18 protein-coding genes are annotated in these 14,365 nt (G+C 45.9%); 5 read left to right on the forward strand and 13 right to left on the reverse strand.

What is annotated here, in order from left to right; all coding sequences use genetic code 11:
• Positions 1–34: 34 nt before the first annotated feature.
• From GJQ69_RS00800 to GJQ69_RS00830, 7 genes are all read right to left on the reverse strand, one after another.
• Positions 35–196: a hypothetical protein gene (locus GJQ69_RS00800; protein ID WP_174192646.1), complete on the reverse strand. Its 162-nt coding sequence runs from the start codon at positions 194–196 to the stop codon at positions 35–37.
• Positions 193–564, reverse strand: a complete 372-nt coding sequence (locus GJQ69_RS00805; protein ID WP_174192648.1) for a hypothetical protein — start codon at positions 562–564, stop codon at positions 193–195. The genes GJQ69_RS00800 and GJQ69_RS00805 overlap by 4 nt, the downstream gene beginning before the upstream one ends.
• A gap of 19 nt (positions 565–583) precedes the next feature.
• Positions 584–742 (reverse strand): hypothetical protein, encoded by a 159-nt coding sequence (locus tag GJQ69_RS00810; RefSeq protein WP_174192650.1) that lies wholly within the window; start codon positions 740–742, stop codon positions 584–586.
• Positions 743–894: 152 nt separating this feature from the next.
• Positions 895–1,272 (reverse strand): hypothetical protein, encoded by a 378-nt coding sequence (locus tag GJQ69_RS00815; RefSeq protein ID WP_174192652.1) that lies wholly within the window; start codon positions 1,270–1,272, stop codon positions 895–897.
• Positions 1,273–1,284: 12 nt separating this feature from the next.
• Positions 1,285–1,503 carry a hypothetical protein gene (locus tag GJQ69_RS00820; protein WP_174192654.1) on the reverse strand — a complete coding sequence of 73 codons (219 nt, stop codon included), beginning with the start codon at positions 1,501–1,503 and terminating at the stop codon, positions 1,285–1,287.
• 284 nt (positions 1,504–1,787) lie between these two features.
• Positions 1,788–3,407 carry a DNA primase family protein gene (locus tag GJQ69_RS00825; protein WP_174192655.1) on the reverse strand — a complete coding sequence of 540 codons (1,620 nt, stop codon included), beginning with the start codon at positions 3,405–3,407 and terminating at the stop codon, positions 1,788–1,790.
• 88 nt (positions 3,408–3,495) lie between these two features.
• Positions 3,496–3,705 (reverse strand): MerR family transcriptional regulator, encoded by a 210-nt coding sequence (locus GJQ69_RS00830; RefSeq protein WP_174192657.1) that lies wholly within the window; start codon positions 3,703–3,705, stop codon positions 3,496–3,498.
• A gap of 148 nt (positions 3,706–3,853) precedes the next feature.
• On the opposite strand from GJQ69_RS00830, the gene GJQ69_RS00835 reads away from it, so the two are divergent.
• Both GJQ69_RS00835 and GJQ69_RS00840 read left to right on the forward strand, forming a co-directional pair.
• Positions 3,854–4,492 carry a helix-turn-helix domain-containing protein gene (locus tag GJQ69_RS00835; protein WP_174192659.1) on the forward strand — a complete coding sequence of 213 codons (639 nt, stop codon included), beginning with the start codon at positions 3,854–3,856 and terminating at the stop codon, positions 4,490–4,492.
• On the forward strand, positions 4,470–5,702 hold the full coding sequence (locus tag GJQ69_RS00840) for a tyrosine-type recombinase/integrase (RefSeq protein ID WP_174192661.1): 1,233 nt from the start codon (positions 4,470–4,472) through the stop codon (positions 5,700–5,702). Before GJQ69_RS00835 ends, GJQ69_RS00840 begins: the two co-directional genes overlap by 23 nt.
• A gap of 521 nt (positions 5,703–6,223) precedes the next feature.
• On the opposite strand, the gene GJQ69_RS00845 is transcribed toward GJQ69_RS00840, so the two are convergent.
• From GJQ69_RS00845 to GJQ69_RS00865, 5 genes are all read right to left on the reverse strand, one after another.
• Entirely contained in the window at positions 6,224–7,525 is a 1,302-nt protein-coding gene (locus GJQ69_RS00845) for a recombinase family protein (RefSeq protein WP_174192663.1), read from the reverse strand.
• A gap of 433 nt (positions 7,526–7,958) precedes the next feature.
• Complete coding sequence (locus GJQ69_RS00850) at positions 7,959–8,177, reverse strand: hypothetical protein (RefSeq protein WP_174192665.1); 219 nt, start codon at positions 8,175–8,177, stop codon at positions 7,959–7,961.
• Between the two features lie 582 nt (positions 8,178–8,759).
• Positions 8,760–9,434, reverse strand: coding sequence for a class I SAM-dependent methyltransferase (locus tag GJQ69_RS00855; protein ID WP_236849700.1), 675 nt, complete (start codon positions 9,432–9,434; stop codon positions 8,760–8,762).
• Between the two features lie 215 nt (positions 9,435–9,649).
• Positions 9,650–11,281: a hydroxylamine reductase gene (gene hcp, locus GJQ69_RS00860; protein ID WP_086034966.1), complete on the reverse strand. Its 1,632-nt coding sequence runs from the start codon at positions 11,279–11,281 to the stop codon at positions 9,650–9,652.
• A 91-nt stretch (positions 11,282–11,372) separates the two neighbouring features.
• Positions 11,373–12,077 carry a 4Fe-4S binding protein gene (locus GJQ69_RS00865; protein WP_086034967.1) on the reverse strand — a complete coding sequence of 235 codons (705 nt, stop codon included), beginning with the start codon at positions 12,075–12,077 and terminating at the stop codon, positions 11,373–11,375.
• Between the two features lie 106 nt (positions 12,078–12,183).
• On the opposite strand from GJQ69_RS00865, the gene GJQ69_RS00870 reads away from it, so the two are divergent.
• Positions 12,184–12,867: a Crp/Fnr family transcriptional regulator gene (locus GJQ69_RS00870; RefSeq protein WP_174192667.1), complete on the forward strand. Its 684-nt coding sequence runs from the start codon at positions 12,184–12,186 to the stop codon at positions 12,865–12,867.
• Positions 12,868–13,057: 190 nt separating this feature from the next.
• Here the strand turns inward: GJQ69_RS00870 and mscL are convergent, their stop codons facing one another.
• Entirely contained in the window at positions 13,058–13,471 is a 414-nt protein-coding gene (mscL, locus tag GJQ69_RS00875) for a large-conductance mechanosensitive channel protein MscL (RefSeq protein ID WP_086034969.1), read from the reverse strand.
• Between the two features lie 164 nt (positions 13,472–13,635).
• On the opposite strand from mscL, the gene GJQ69_RS00880 reads away from it, so the two are divergent.
• Together GJQ69_RS00880 and GJQ69_RS00885 are read left to right on the forward strand one after the other, a co-directional pair.
• Positions 13,636–13,827, forward strand: a complete 192-nt coding sequence (locus GJQ69_RS00880; RefSeq protein WP_174192669.1) for a hypothetical protein — start codon at positions 13,636–13,638, stop codon at positions 13,825–13,827.
• Between the two features lie 52 nt (positions 13,828–13,879).
• Entirely contained in the window at positions 13,880–14,356 is a 477-nt protein-coding gene (locus GJQ69_RS00885) for a COG2426 family protein (RefSeq protein WP_236849701.1), read from the forward strand.
• Positions 14,357–14,365: the final 9 nt, after the last annotated feature.

Below are 14,365 nucleotides of genomic sequence, written 5' to 3' on the forward strand. Positions count from 1 at the left end.
CCACTTCTTATTATATACTATTTGTATAATAATTTCAAATTAGTTCTTCAATTCGTACGATATAATCCCGGTTTATAAGCACTGTTGCCCCGTACAGTGTTTTAGCCTGGACGAACTGTTCATTCATCGTATCTTTGTTGAAACTCTCAGCCTCGACAGCACCCTGATTAGAAAGATAAATAGCAAATTCTGTCATGCTTGTTTACCCTCTTCCGCCGCTGTCATGGGAACAATCAGCAGGTTTTTGGCTATGTAGGCATCCACCATATCCAGTTCAAAGTGCCCCGGCTCTACTTCGTGTTCGGCTTTCGGGTCAAGGCCACGCTGCACATGCGCCCAGTCGCCGGAATTCCCAACAACGATTGTCAGCCCGGAAATTGGCTTGTCCAGCTCATCATCTACTGGCTCAAGGTCAATTTCAAACATATTGGCCCCATCCGGGGTTTCGTCATAGGTGCCGCTATCAGAGTCAAGCTGTGCCCCAATAATGTTGTAATAAGCGGCGGTTGCTTCCCCGGAAATGCGGTCGAATGTAATGGCAAGAATCTTTCTGAAATTAAACATAAATAAATACCTCCAAAAATTAGTGTAATGCTGCCGCCAGTTCGCGGCGGTTCTGGTTTATGCGTTCTGTGCGGCTCTGTGACGTCTTGTCCTGCTGATACTGGTAGTTTGCTTCCGTTGTGTAAATAAGCAGTCCTGCGGACGCACAGGCTAAAAGCAAGCCGATTGTTTCAGTCATGGTCTGCACCTGCCTTTTTTATGCTCAGAAGTTCATCTTTGCCCACCTGCAATTCACCCAATGCATCTTGCAGCTTGCTTTGAAACAGTGAAAAAGCAGAGAAATACATGTTCAACCGGTTTAGATAAGCTTCCTCGGCTGGATTATTCGGTTTAAATTCGAATTCGTCTTCCAATGCCTCGGAGAGTACCCCATATGCATCTGTTGCAGAAAGGGTGTCCGCCAGATAGACACCCTTGGAGGTCGGAGAGTACCCCATATGCATCTGTTGCAGCCTCAAGCATTGTAATGCCGTCCTCAATTTGCAAGGTCACGGATGTAAAGTCCCTTGTGGTTTCTGTACCTGCTTTCAAAAATTGCCGGTAAACGTAATCATAAATGCGGCTCAGAGCGTGAATGTCGGTAATCCGATTGAGTTTGTCCACAATTTTTGCTTGCAAACCGTCCACGGTATTGTTATAATAATTTTGAAGTTCGTTTGTTTTCCCCTGTGCAGTTGCTGCTGCCGGGGTGTTTTTTTGCCTTGTCATAAGAAAGCCTCCTTAAACTGCATCATGAATTTTGTCAAGGCATGCGCATACGTTGTCAAGCTTGTCTGGTATATCTTCTATGTGACATTCCATACCGTCCGTACTCACTGCTATGCCATTTAAACTGTTTGCAATGGAGACAACGCTGCACTGTGTGTGGTGGGAATCAAAAAACCCGCACCGGTCACTGCAATCAGCGGCACGAAAAGGACAAAATTTTGAACGTTCCATATTAAAATACCTCCTAAATTTTGTGGTCAAGAAAATCAATCAGCTGACAACGATTTTTAATTCATTTGCATCAGCTCTTTTCAGTTTGGCACGCTTGGCACGCTTGGCACGCACGCACAGGGGGGTACACCTTTATATATAAAACAAAAAATAAAATATAAAATATCTATGTATTTGCATATTCTATTTTTTTATAATTGAAGTGTAAATTAAGCGTGCTATGCGTGCCAATGGCTTGTCTATACGATTTTTCGCGTGCGTCTATGCGTGCTTTAAGCGTGCGCTTATGCGTGCTCACTCGAATCACGATTAACAGTTCCAACGATTTCCACACCAAAGAAGCCCCGCGCACGGTGATTGTACTTGTGTATATGCGTGCTGTATCGAATCTTAAGCGTGTTCGCGTGTTGTTCCATGTAGTTAATGAGCGTCTTCTGCGTTACCGGATATTCTGCGTTGTCAGTGCACCATAACTGGTACGCTGTATAAATGGCACTGCACTGTGCTGTTACACCCTCACCACCCAACTGAATGACGCTGTCATCTTCCAGAAAGGCAATAACATTGAAGCTGTCACGCTTTGACTGTTCAAGGTTTGCCTTTGCCTTTTCGCTGATTGAAAACTCATAGCCACATAGTTGCAGCGTTCGCAGTCCGTCCAGCATCCAATTCAAAATGCCGGATCTTTCTTTTAGTAACTTCTCTTTCAGGTCCTTGTCGTCTACTCTGTTCGGTGGTTTCGGCTTAACCGTCAAGATTATCCGGCGGCGATATGCGCCCTCTGAATGGTCGTGCAGGGTATTAATGGACTGGTTACCGAATGCTAAGAGTCGGCAGTACATATTTCCTTGATAGGATTGTTTGCCTTTCTGCTCCATGCTCATGGTGCCGTCACAGGTAACAATTTCTTTCACTACTGCTGATTCTTCACAGGCCGCGGTGCACAAGTCATCATCAATAAAAAGCAGTTTGTTTTCAAGGTTGGCAACTTGAAAGCGGTTTTCCTCCAGACTGTTCAATTTGCCGGTGGCAATGTTAGACAGCCCGAAAAGTTCTTTCATAACTGCTCCTATAATGCTTTTTCCCTCACCACCATTGCCGATAATAATTAGCATCTTCTGTGCTTTAGTTGTCGGAAGTAAGCAATAACCTAAATATTCTTGCAATGTTACTTGGTCTTCTGGTTCTAGCAGGTCATCAAGAAATTGCAGCCACTTTTCGGGCTTTGGTGCTGTTGGCTCATAGCTTGCGTTAATTCGATTCAAGCAGAAACGAACCTCAGGCAAAAACAGTCGGCTATACTGTTTGTCAATTTCAATACAACCATTTTTAACGTGAATCGTGTGTCGCTCCGGCTTTTGCGGCTGCATATAACAGGCATTTTCAATGAAGTCAGTAAGATTCTTTGCTTTTCGCGCGGTATTTTTCATGTAAAATGGTGCTATTTCTTCTTGCACTTCCGCTTCTATCGCCTTTCGCTCTATGCTGCCGCTGGTACCATAAAACTTGCCATGGATGCAGTGTATTTCTTCATGCTCCTCGGCAAAATAATCATAGAAAAGCTTGTCCATGATCTCTTTGCCATCCATGTAAGGTGCTGCACCCATATTTATGTAGCTATCTTCTTTATCTCGCTTGGCCTTTTCTTTCAATGCGGCGGCTTTCTGATCTCTTTCAAAGGCTTTGCGAAATGAATCAAAAACTGTTGACTTTATGCCTAACTGTGCGGCCCGAATTTTCAACTTCTGCATCCGCTGTTCTTTTAAAAGTTCATTGTCTGTCATGCAGAGAACCGAAAAAGTTTCATTGCTTACTACATTTCTTACAGTCAGTAAGCTAAGGATTTCATCTATTTTCGGTTCCGGCATTCCGATGATGTTGGAACCATCTTCTGCATTATCCACTGTCTGTTCCGTTATTTGTCACCGTCCTAATTGAAAATTTTACAAGAGTATTTGTCATTTTTCATTTCCTCCTTCCATTTTCGGACATTTAGTTCTTCTGCTGTTGAAACCACTCATAAGCGGCTTGAACTGGCACGAGCAACTTTTTACCAATGTGCAGGCAAGGGAAGCCCTCACGGTGGCAAAGGTCGTAAATGTTCGGCAGACTGATAGCACCGCCCAGCATTTTATACAGGTCTTTGGGAGGAACTAAGGGTTTGCCATTGTATGTTACAACTTGTATTGTTTCGTCTTGCATTGTGTTTCACCTCCTTGCATTTAACCCAATTGGGTTAATGAATAAACACAGTATAATCCCATATAGGTTAATTGTCAACCACATTAAAAAAAAACATTTACCCAGATGGTTTAATGTGCTATTCTTAGTTTGAAAGGAAGTGTCAAAAATGGACTTTGGAAAAGTTATAAGGGAAGCTAGAAAAAAAGTTGGGTTAACCCAATCAGAACTTGCAAAAGCTTCTAACATGTCATTAAACAGCATTTCAAGATATGAATCTGGGAAGAGAAGTCCTGATTTTGGTGCACTTCAAAAAATAGCCAACGCGCTGCATGTTTCTGTGGACTTGTTTATAGGTTCAGCTGCCAACCTTGAATTTGAAGCAGAGTATAACAATCTTCCAAAAGTAAAAGAAATTCACGAATGTACAGGACTTTCTATGGACGCTTGTGATTTTATCCACAGTGCACATCATAACCCATTCGTAACACTTGCACTCTCGGACATTTTGGAAAACGAAACGTTAATGATGTTGTTGTGCCAATATATAAATACTCAACCGCAAGATGGAGCCTTTATAGTCGGGGAAAACGGTACACTAGTTGTGAGTAAGCCAGGAAAAGACAAAGACAAGGGGCTTGGGCGAATTTATGCGCCAGATATGATTTTGAAAGCTATGCAGGAAAAAATAATTGCTGAATTAGAAAAAATGCGGTTGCATAATGTTGGTGAAAATCCTGGAAGAAAACTTGAAAAGGGTGAGCCCAAAAAGGCAGGTGGTTCCAATGCCAAAACGCCGGGCGAATAATGAGGGTTCTATACGGCAGAAGCGGCCGCACCTGTGGGAAGCGCGCTTCTGTGCAGGACGTGACCCGGGTACAGGCAAGCTGATCCGCAAATCTGTTTATGGAAGTACCCAGCAGGAAGTAAGGAAGAAACTTGCGGATGCCACGCGCGCCGTGGATGCCGGAACCTATCAGGAACCCTCTGAATTGACTGTCAGCCAATGGCTTGACCTGTGGGCGAATGATTACTGCCTAAACGTAAAACCGCGCACACTAGAACTGTATAAGGCCACAATAGAGAACCGAATAAAGCCAAACCTCGGCGCGGTGAAGCTGAAAAAGTTGACCGCTCCCATGATACAGAAGTTTTACAATAACGCTCTGAAAGGCCAACTGAAACCGCCGCCAGTAAAGCCGGGCAAGGTGGGGAATAGGAATGCCAGTAAAAAAGCCCTGTCACCGAAAACCATTAAAAATATGCATGGAATTCTGCACAAAGCCTTGGCTGTGGCCGTGCGCATCGGTGCAATACCAACTAACCCCGCCGACTGTGCAGAACTGCCGCGCATAGAGCGGGCAGAAATACAACCGCTGCCAGAAAGTACCGTCCCCGCCTTTCTGGACGCGATAAAGGGCAACCGGTATGAATTACTCATGCAGATAGATATGTTTACAGGGCTGCGCCTTGGTGAGATATTGGGGCTTCCTTGGTCTGCTGTGGACTTTAAAGCCGGAACTATCACAGTTAAACAGCAGTTACAGAAGCAGAAAACAGGCTGGATAATTGCACCCACGAAAAACGGTAAATCGCGTGTAGTGGCTCCTGCGCCCTTTGTGTTCGACTCTTTACGGGAACAGCAAACTATCCAGAATAAATGGAAAGCAGTAGCAGGACGCTATTGGAGCAATGAGGACAACCTTGTATTTACCAATGAACTTGGCGGGCACCTCACACACTGCAATGTTTATCGGCACTTGAAAAAAGCTGCTGCTGCTGTCGGCCTGCCGGACTTCCGTTTCCATGATTTACGGCACACTTTCGCGGTGTACAGTCTGGAAAGTGGGGCAGATGTAAAGAGCGTACAGAGTGCCCTCGGCCACTACTCAGCGGCATTTACGCTGGACACCTATGTCCACAGCACAGAGCAGATGCAGCAACGCAATGCCCAGCGAATGCAGCAGTTTGCGGAAAGCCTGATAAATAAAAAAACACCCAATCCAAAAAAGGATTGAGCGCTTGACAAAGCCATAAGGTCGGGATATAATACAGAGTGAAAAAAGTGATAGCATAGTCATGCTTAGCACCAAAAGCGAACCCCCAGAAGTGACGGCTTCCGGGGGTTCATTTTAGGCTAGCTGTTCTTGTGGTTTCGGTCTAACCATTTGCTGATAATATGTACGAGTACACCAGCCGTGACCGAAAGTAAAAAAGTGATAACAATATTCACGCTCGACACCTCCCCTCTGCTGCTAGGCATAGAGGAAGAACAGCATTGCCATTATATCACACAATCCGACAAAAAGAAATGTAGCTTTTATACCCCAATTTGTACCCCAATTAAAAATCTGTACCCCAAAAAAGTATTGACTATTGTTGTATATGGAAGTTGACGAACCGCATAGATAAGCCATTATTTAATTGGGCTGTATAGTCAAAATGGTATGAGTTGCAATTCAAGTCCTGTCATCCGCACCATGCCGAGTGTTCTTATAGTATTTGAAAATGCTGTAAGGACACTCGCTTTTTTATATGTTTATCCTGCCATCTGCGCTGAGGAGTAGCTTACGGCTACTCCTTTTCTCGTTTGTATAAGAATATCCGGTTCCGGCAGGGATGAAACATCCGGTATTTCAATGGAGCCAATGCAGTTGTAGTGAATGGTCAGCTTCTGGACGTATACGCCGTTCACCTTTTCGGCCTGATGAACTTCAATGTGGTCAATCAGCTCATTCAGCATGCACGGCGTTAGCTTTCTCGCTCTGGTATATTTGCGCACGGTAGAAACGAACATATCCGTGCCTACCGTCCGACGGCTTTCCTTGTCAAGCTCGGTTCTGAGCACTTTTATCTGCCCTGCTAATCCACTCTGTTCATCCTCATACTGCTTGGTCATCTTTGAAAACCGTTCGTCGGAAATTTTACCGGACACGTTATCCTCATACATTCGATCAAACAGTCGGTCGATCTCCTTGTCGCGGGCCAACAGAGAATTGTATTCCTTTTTCTTTCTTTGAAGCTCAAGTTCCATTGTCTGCTGGGAATGCCCCATAACCGCTTTGACAAATTCATCCTCATATTTGCTTGCGAATTTTGTGAGCCTGCGGATTTCTCCCAACACGACCTGTTCCAGAAAGTCAACACGGATATAATGCGTAGAGGTGCAAGTACCCCGATTGCCCTTATAATTGGAACAATTGAAATATTTGATGTCCGGGTTGCCTTGATTGAAGTGGTAATGCAGATTGTGTCCGCAGTCGGCACAGACAAGCAGACCGGAGAACATATTGGTTTCTCCTTCATTCGTTTTCCGCTTACGGATTTTACCCCGCTTCTGCTGCACCTTTTCCCAGATGGCACGGTCAACAACCGGATCATGCACGTCCTTAAAGATAACCCAATTGTCACGGTCGTTCTCAATTCGTTTCTTATTCTTATAGGATTTGCTGTACGTCTTGAAATTCAGGACATCTCCACAATACTCCTGCAAGGAAAGAATCTTTGTGACGGTAGAACTGTTCCACTTTGTGGGTGCGGCATCTTTATGCTTGCCGGGGCGGTTGACACCTCGTGCTTGCCAATAAGACATTGGCGTCAGAATGCTGTCTTGTTCCAGCGCGGCGGCAATTTGTTCTGTTCCAAAGCCGTCTATCGTCATTCGATAGATACGGCGGACTACAGTAGCAGCTTCCTCATCTACTACCCAGCGCTTTGGATTTTCAGAATCTTTAATATAGCCATAAGGCGGTTGGCCCATCGGCTCCCCGGCGTTTCCTTTGATCTTGTTGCTGATACGCCGTTTCTTGCTGATATCGCGGGCGTACCACTCGTTGAACATGCGTTATTCGGGAAGGTGAAAACAAAAAGGAAGAAACTCAGTATTCATGCGGGTTTGCGGCGAAGTGGCTCTCGGCCAAACCCTCTCTCAAACCTGAAAAAACCGGCTGAATGACGAATTGCATATCATTTAAGGACGTTCCTGCTTATGGAACGTCCTTAAAATATGATGAATTTATTCAATTTTAGGGGTAAATACTGCTTCTTAACTGCCCGTAAACCCTTGATATTACTGACTTTCTTGAATAAATGCCGTAAGAACACTAGCACCAAACACAAATAATCCGAACCTATTCTCCATTGGAGACGGGTTCGGATTTGTGCTTTATTTTGGGTATCCCAATTTTAATCAAAAGAATAAGAGTAAGCAGGGAGAATGAGGATTTCCTTGCTTGAAGTTTCGTAATGCCCCTAAAACAAATATCCTAATGCAATTACATTTCCATACACCTTTTACGCCAAAGCCGTTCATAGTCTTTGTGTGGAACAATACGTCCGGCGAGATCGGCAGGGCAATGTATGTGTTCTTCGTCACACCAATTAATGTCTATCGCATAAGTGTGCATATCGAGCTCGTCAGCATCCCAATAGACCGGAACAGTATCCCATCCGGCAAGATAAGCGGCAACGACGCGGGTATACCCGTCAGTCATCAAAATTTTGTTCCCCTGAAAACGCTTAACAGGAATCGGGTCGAAATTTCTTCTCGAATTTGGTTCGAATCATTTTCCGGCGCCTTCAACTTTTTGCGTTCAATAAAGTCCTGCCTTGTCAGACGGTAATGATATTGCATTTTTCCTTTCCATGAGTCCGGTATCGATTCTTCCAATATCTTAGTAAATCCATACTTTTCCCACATACGACGGCTGCGGTTATTATAATCCTCACAGATGACATGTCGATTCGACGGACATCCAGCGATTGGGGATACATTTTTAAGACATCCGGTAGATTCATCTTTCGCAGCCAGCAATCCCCGATAGGTATTCCGTCACATTCTATCAGAAAACAAAAAGCGTTTTGTGATACGCCACTGTAAATTTGATGAACAGTGTCCGGCCTATATGAAAGGTCTTTAGCTGCAGCTGCCGTACCGCCTTCCATCTAGTACAACACCTCCGGGTCGGCATTCCATCTGCACAATAGAGGCAAGCACTCGTCCGACAACGGTTTCAGAACGATTTTATATTTATCGTTTCCGCCGTACAAAGTGACATCATGCGTTTTGATAATGCTTATATGCCCATTCCTTTCTGTGCATGGAAGCCAATCCACTGGGGAAGTGCCGCCCAGGGATTTTTCTTCCAGTTGAATTTCATATTGTTATCCGCTTCGGCTTCCGTAAGCGTTTTGTACCACCAGCAGTCAAAGAAACCCGGTTGCGAATGAAATTCTTCCATATGCCGGATGACAAGCCCCGCATCCAGCATGGCGTTTACAAAATCCATGATACGCCAATCGTAGGTCGGTATTTCTCCGAACGGGCCGGTGCTCTCGTAGAGCTTTTCTACTGCAAACTGCATCCTGTCGGCAGCATCACTGTTAAACGGGCGGACAAAAGGATGGGTCTCAAACATGATGTAGCTCCCGCCCGGCTTAAGCACCCGCAAAAAGCTGCCATACATCGATGCGAGATCGTTTATCCACACATGTACGCCGTTTGAGGTGTAAACGAGGTCGTATTCACTGTCTTTGATGTGCTCAAGCATCATGCTGTCATCGTGCATAAACTCGATATCCCAGCCCTGCGTGTCGGCAATCTTCTTTGCGTTGTAAAGCTGGCGCTCCGAAAGATCTGCTGAAGTGACTTTCGCGCCAAGCAGATAAAACGCGAACACTGCTCCGTTGTCACCGCTGGATGGTACAAGCACATGCTTACCGTGCAAATCGGGAAATACGGAATTCAGCATTCCCCTGACTTCCGGCGGAAAAGCCCATAACGGGTCGGCGATAAGCCGGTTGATGGTGTCCTGCGAATAGATTCTGCTATAATACTTGTCTGAGTCTTTGTTTCAATCGTCCGCAATGATTTCAGTATGTTTCATCATAATTTCCCTTTCATGTAGTCCATGTCCCAATGTGTATCATTTGCAGGAATAGAGTGCATTCTCTGTCGCGTTTTGTGTCAGGCGTTCATGAACCGCTCAATGTCATCGTCTGCTGTTCCCACGCCCGCAATGCCGAATTTTTCAACCAGCACTTTGGCTACGTTGGGCGATAGAAAGCCGGGCAGTGTGGGGCCGAGGTGAATGTTTTTTACGCCAAGGGACAGAAGTGCCAGCAGGACAATGACAGCCTTCTGCTCGTACCATGCGATATTGTAAACGATGGGCAGGTCATTGATGTCGTCCAACCCGAAAATTTCCTTGAGCTTAAGTGCGATGAGGACAAGAGAGTAGGAGTCGTTACATTGACCGGCGTCCAGAACCCTCGGAATTCCGCCAATATCGCCCAGCTGGAGCTTATTGTAGCGATACTTCGCGCAGCCGGCGGTGAGAATCACCGTATCCTTCGGGAGCTTTTTGGCAAACTCAGTGTAATATTCCCGGGATTTCATACGTCCATCGCAGCCAGCCATGACAAAGAATTTTTTGATTGCGCCGGATTTGACAGCGTCTACGATTTTGTCCGCCAGCGCGAACACCTGATTGTGGGCGAAGCCGCCGACAATGCTGCCGGTTTCGATTTCGTCGGGGGCAGGGAGTGTTTTGGCAAGTGCAATAATTTCGGAAAAATCTTTTTTGCCGTTTTTATCCGCTTCAATATGTTTGCAGCCAGGGAATCCCGCGGAACCCGTGGTAAAGATTCTGTTCCGGACCTCTTCACTTCTGGGTGGGACGATGCAGTTGGTAGTAAAGAGAATGGGGCCATGGAAGGATACAAACTCATTCAGTTGTTTCCACCACGCATTGCCATAATTCCCGGCAAAGTTTTCATATTTTTTGAAAGCAGGATAATAGTGGGCGGGAAGCATCTCGCTGTGGGTGTACACATCCACGCCGGTGCCTTTGGTCTGCTCCAAGAGCTGTTCCAAGTCGGTTAGGTCGTGGCCGGAAATCAGGATTGCGGGGTTTTTGCGGACGCCGATATTCACTTTGGTGATTTCAGGATTGCCGAACCGTGAAGTGTTGGCTTCATCCAGAAGTGCCATAGCCTTCACGCCATATTCACCGGTTTTCAGCGTCAGCGCTACCAAATCGTCGACAGAGAGGGAATCGTCCAGCGTTGCCGCCAGCGCCTCATAGAGAAAGGCATTGATAGACAGGTCTTCTTTCCCGATGTTTTTGGCGTGCTCGGTGTAAGCGGCCATACCTTTCAATCCGTACGTAATCATTTCGCGGAGGGAACGTACGTCCTCGTCCGCGGTTGACAGCACGCCGATGGAAGCGGCTTTTCCCAGCATGGACACTCGGCAGCTGACCGTGAAGGTCGCCGCGTCATGCAAATCCGCACAGTCTGTGGAATTCCGGAGCTTATCCCTGACGGCAATCATTTTCACAATCTGCTTTTCAATCGAGTCAGCGTCGAAGTTTGCGTTGGTGATGGTCATGAACAAACTATTGAGGACTTCGTAGTTTGTCTGGCCAAGACTTTTAACATTGATTTTCCCTTTGACCACAATTTCGGAAATGCCTTTCAGCGTGTAAATCAAAAGGTCTTGCAGCTTTGCGACCTCTTCGGACTTTCCACACACGCCGTGTACGGTGCAGCCTTTGCCGCCCGCGGTTTCTTGACACTGATAACAAAACATACTCATCATGTTTCCTCCTTTGATATGCAAATATTTTATATTTTCCATCCGTTTGCGTGTATTCTTATCCACAGTATTGTTTCTTGCGGTTTTCCCATTAATCCAGGATATTTCCGTCGGTTGCAATCGTCACGACCTGCCAGGGAATCATTTTGCCGCTGTTTTGAAGCGCCCGTTTCACCGCATTTTCAATTCCACCGCAGCAGGGAACTTCCATTCTGACGACCGTGACGCTTTTGATGCTGTTGTTTTTGATGATTTCCGTCAGTTTTTCACTGTAATCCCCTTCGTCCAGTTTAGGACAGCCAATCAGAGCCACCCTGTTTCGGATGAACTTGTTGTGGAAATCGCCATAGGCATAGGCTGTGCAGTCGGCCGCGACCAGCAGGTTGGCATCCGAGAAATACGGCGCGCGGACCGGCACAAGCTTAATCTGGACGGGCCACTGCATAAGCTGGCTTTTATTCTCAGAAGATTCGGTACAGGTGGTCTTGCACTGGGATTCCCGATGAATGGTTTTAGACTGTGTGCCTGGACATCCACAGGGCAGTGTCCCTTGCTGTTTACTCTGCTTGCTTTTCATTACGGCGGCTTTGTCATATTCTTTCGCTTCGCGTTCTTCAAAGCGGATGGCTCCCGTTGGGCAGGTCGGCAGGCAGTCACCGAGTCCGTCACAGTAGTCGTCACGCAGGAGCTTGGCCTTTCCATTTACTATGCCGATTGCCCCTTCATGGCAGGCGTTTGCGCACAGCCCGCAGCCATTGCATTTTTTCTCGTCAATTTTGATGATTTTTCGAATCATATTTTTTACCTCCTTGCGTGTCCTTTCAGGTCCTTATTGACTTTACACCCGAAGTTTACTATATTGAAGAGAATAAGTCTGTTGGAATTCCAACGAAGAGGATTTTATGAAAAATTATTTAGATGTATTGAAAACAGTACCATTATTCAAAGGCATTGAAGAAGAGAACATACAGCCGCTTTTATCATGCTTGTCCGCACAGCCGATTCATTTTGAAAAAGAGCAAACCGTATTTTCTGGTGGTGAAAATATCAAACGGTTCGGTATTGTCCTATCAGGGCAGGTCCAGGTTGTGCAGGACGATTATTATGGAAACAGAAATATTCTTGGACAAATTGACATCGGGAATCTGTTTGGGGAGTCCTTTGCCTGTGCGGAAACAAAGACGCCTCCAATCAGTGTGATTACAACGACCACAAGCGATCTCCTTTTCATCGACTGTCACAGGCTTGCTGTTCCCTGTACCAGGGCATGCAGCTTTCACAGCAAGCTCATTCAGAATATGCTGCGTATCATATCCATGAAAAATATATCGCTGACGAAAAAGATAGAAGTCATATCCAAACGCACCACGCGTGAAAAACTACTGGCCTTTCTTTCGACGGAGGCCAAAAGAGTGGGGTGCAGTCGATTCTGCATTTCGTTTAATCGGCAGGAACTCGCGGATTATTTATCTGTCGAACGCAGCGCCATGTCTGCGGAGCTTTCCAAGCTCAGGGACGAAGGCGTTCTCAAGTTTCATAAAAACCAGTTTGAACTGCTGCAGGGAACCGTACGGCCGTCAGTTTGAATGATATCTCCAAGCAGTGGTGATGTTACAGAAGGGTGGCGTCCTGCTGGGCTTTCTTTTCGGCCGCTCGGCAGGCTTCTGTGACCAAGCGGTTATAACGTCTGCACCCAGAATGTCCAGACCCTGCGCGCTGCAGGTAACAGCTTAAAACGGCGGGAAAGGCAAATTCCCAGTAGGGGGCTGCGGCAAATCAGTCATTTGGTTGTTCTTCGTTTCCTTTTTTCAGAAGGTCACGAATTTCCGTCAGCAGCAGCTCTTCTTTTGTTGGGGCAGCTTCTTCGGCTTTTTCCTCTTTTTTACCGCGCAGGCTGTTCAGCCGATTAACGGTTTTAACCAGGAAGAAGATCGCTAAGGTTATCAGCAGAAAATTGAAAACAGCCTGCAAAAATGCGCCGTAGGTCAGTACGGCTTTTCCGCCAAGCGTAATGGAAAGACCGGAAAAATTAACTTTGCCGGTCAAAAGGCCCAGGAATGGCATGAGAATATCCTTTACAAGGGAGTTGACAATGGAACTGAAAGCAGAGCCTATGACGACGCCGACGGCCATATCGATGACATTCCCGCGTGTGGCAAATTCCCGAAATTCCTCAAAAAACTTTTTCATTTGGTTTCCTCTCCTTAAATGTGTTTTCTTCATTATTAGGGGATTCACGGGAAAAAGCAACCTTTTTCCACATAAATTGTTGTGCTTTCTGCAATGCTTAGGGAAAATTCCCCATAGATTTGTACCTGTTGCATAAACGTATTAAACCGCTGAATAAGCAGGCAATGAAAGAAAACTGTGGTGCCGCCGTTTCAGAAGCGGAAAAGTCATTGATTTACTGCGTTATGGGAATGCTTTGGATGGGCAAATCCTTTCATGGGATTTTTGCTGGGTGCCACAATGTGGAACAGCGGCAGCAGTCTTTTCTTGCAACTTTGCAGGAAACCGCTTATAATAAAAAGACTGATTTTGCATAATAAAAAAGACGAAAAAAGTTTCCTGCTGCAGGAAGGGAGCAAACAGCAATTCATGTGGAATAGTATGTTTGGGAAAATCTTAATGACGTTTCTTATCTCCATGGTGCCCGTTGTGGAGCTGCGCGGAGCCATTCCCATTGCGGTGGCAAATGGTGTAAACCTGTGGGTCGCCATTTTGGTTTCCATTATCGGCAATATGGTGCCGGTGCCATTTATCATTGTTTTCATCAAGCGTATTTTTTCATGGCTGCGCAAAAAAAGTGTGCGCTTTGAAAGAATAGTCAACAAGCTGGAAACACGGGCGGCGAAAAAATCGGATTCCGTACAAAAATACGCGTTTTGGGGCCTGTTTATCCTGGTTGCTATTCCGCTGCCGGGAACTGGCGCGTGGACCGGTGCGCTGGTGGCGGCAATGTTGGAAATGCCAATGAAAAAGGCAATCCCGTCCATCCTAATGGGTGTAATTGCGGCGGGTGTCATTGTTGCTTTTGTCACGTATGGAGCAGGAGCACTGTTTTTTCACGGATAGAATAAGGAG

This window comes from Caproicibacterium lactatifermentans (genome assembly GCF_013315815.1).
In the GTDB taxonomy this organism is placed as follows: domain Bacteria; phylum Bacillota; class Clostridia; order Oscillospirales; family Acutalibacteraceae; genus Caproicibacterium; species Caproicibacterium lactatifermentans.

What these genes read in the sequence shown, in the direction of transcription:
- GJQ69_RS00805 (WP_174192648.1), bottom strand. Translation starts at nt 564, where the DNA reads ATGTTTAATTTCAGAAAGATTCTTGCCATTACATTCGACCGCATTTCC.
- GJQ69_RS00815 (WP_174192652.1), bottom strand. Translation starts at nt 1,272, where the DNA reads ATGACAAGGCAAAAAAACACCCCGGCAGCAGCAACTGCACAGGGGAAA.
- GJQ69_RS00880 (WP_174192669.1), top strand. Translation starts at nt 13,636, where the DNA reads ATGAAAGAAAACTGTGGTGCCGCCGTTTCAGAAGCGGAAAAGTCATTG.
- GJQ69_RS00810 (WP_174192650.1), bottom strand. Translation starts at nt 742, where the DNA reads ATGACTGAAACAATCGGCTTGCTTTTAGCCTGTGCGTCCGCAGGACTG.
- GJQ69_RS00855 (WP_236849700.1), bottom strand. Translation starts at nt 9,434, where the DNA reads ATGCTGAATTCCGTATTTCCCGATTTGCACGGTAAGCATGTGCTTGTA.
- GJQ69_RS00845 (WP_174192663.1), bottom strand. Translation starts at nt 7,525, where the DNA reads ATGTTCAACGAGTGGTACGCCCGCGATATCAGCAAGAAACGGCGTATC.
- GJQ69_RS00865 (WP_086034967.1), bottom strand. Translation starts at nt 12,077, where the DNA reads ATGATTCGAAAAATCATCAAAATTGACGAGAAAAAATGCAATGGCTGC.
- GJQ69_RS00840 (WP_174192661.1), top strand. Translation starts at nt 4,470, where the DNA reads ATGCCAAAACGCCGGGCGAATAATGAGGGTTCTATACGGCAGAAGCGG.
- mscL (WP_086034969.1), bottom strand. Translation starts at nt 13,471, where the DNA reads ATGAAAAAGTTTTTTGAGGAATTTCGGGAATTTGCCACACGCGGGAAT.
- GJQ69_RS00850 (WP_174192665.1), bottom strand. Translation starts at nt 8,177, where the DNA reads ATGACTGACGGGTATACCCGCGTCGTTGCCGCTTATCTTGCCGGATGG.
- GJQ69_RS00800 (WP_174192646.1), bottom strand. Translation starts at nt 196, where the DNA reads ATGACAGAATTTGCTATTTATCTTTCTAATCAGGGTGCTGTCGAGGCT.
- GJQ69_RS00870 (WP_174192667.1), top strand. Translation starts at nt 12,184, where the DNA reads ATGAAAAATTATTTAGATGTATTGAAAACAGTACCATTATTCAAAGGC.
- GJQ69_RS00820 (WP_174192654.1), bottom strand. Translation starts at nt 1,503, where the DNA reads ATGGAACGTTCAAAATTTTGTCCTTTTCGTGCCGCTGATTGCAGTGAC.
- GJQ69_RS00830 (WP_174192657.1), bottom strand. Translation starts at nt 3,705, where the DNA reads ATGCAAGACGAAACAATACAAGTTGTAACATACAATGGCAAACCCTTA.
- GJQ69_RS00885 (WP_236849701.1), top strand. Translation starts at nt 13,880, where the DNA reads ATGTGGAATAGTATGTTTGGGAAAATCTTAATGACGTTTCTTATCTCC.
- GJQ69_RS00835 (WP_174192659.1), top strand. Translation starts at nt 3,854, where the DNA reads ATGGACTTTGGAAAAGTTATAAGGGAAGCTAGAAAAAAAGTTGGGTTA.
- hcp (WP_086034966.1), bottom strand. Translation starts at nt 11,281, where the DNA reads ATGAGTATGTTTTGTTATCAGTGTCAAGAAACCGCGGGCGGCAAAGGC.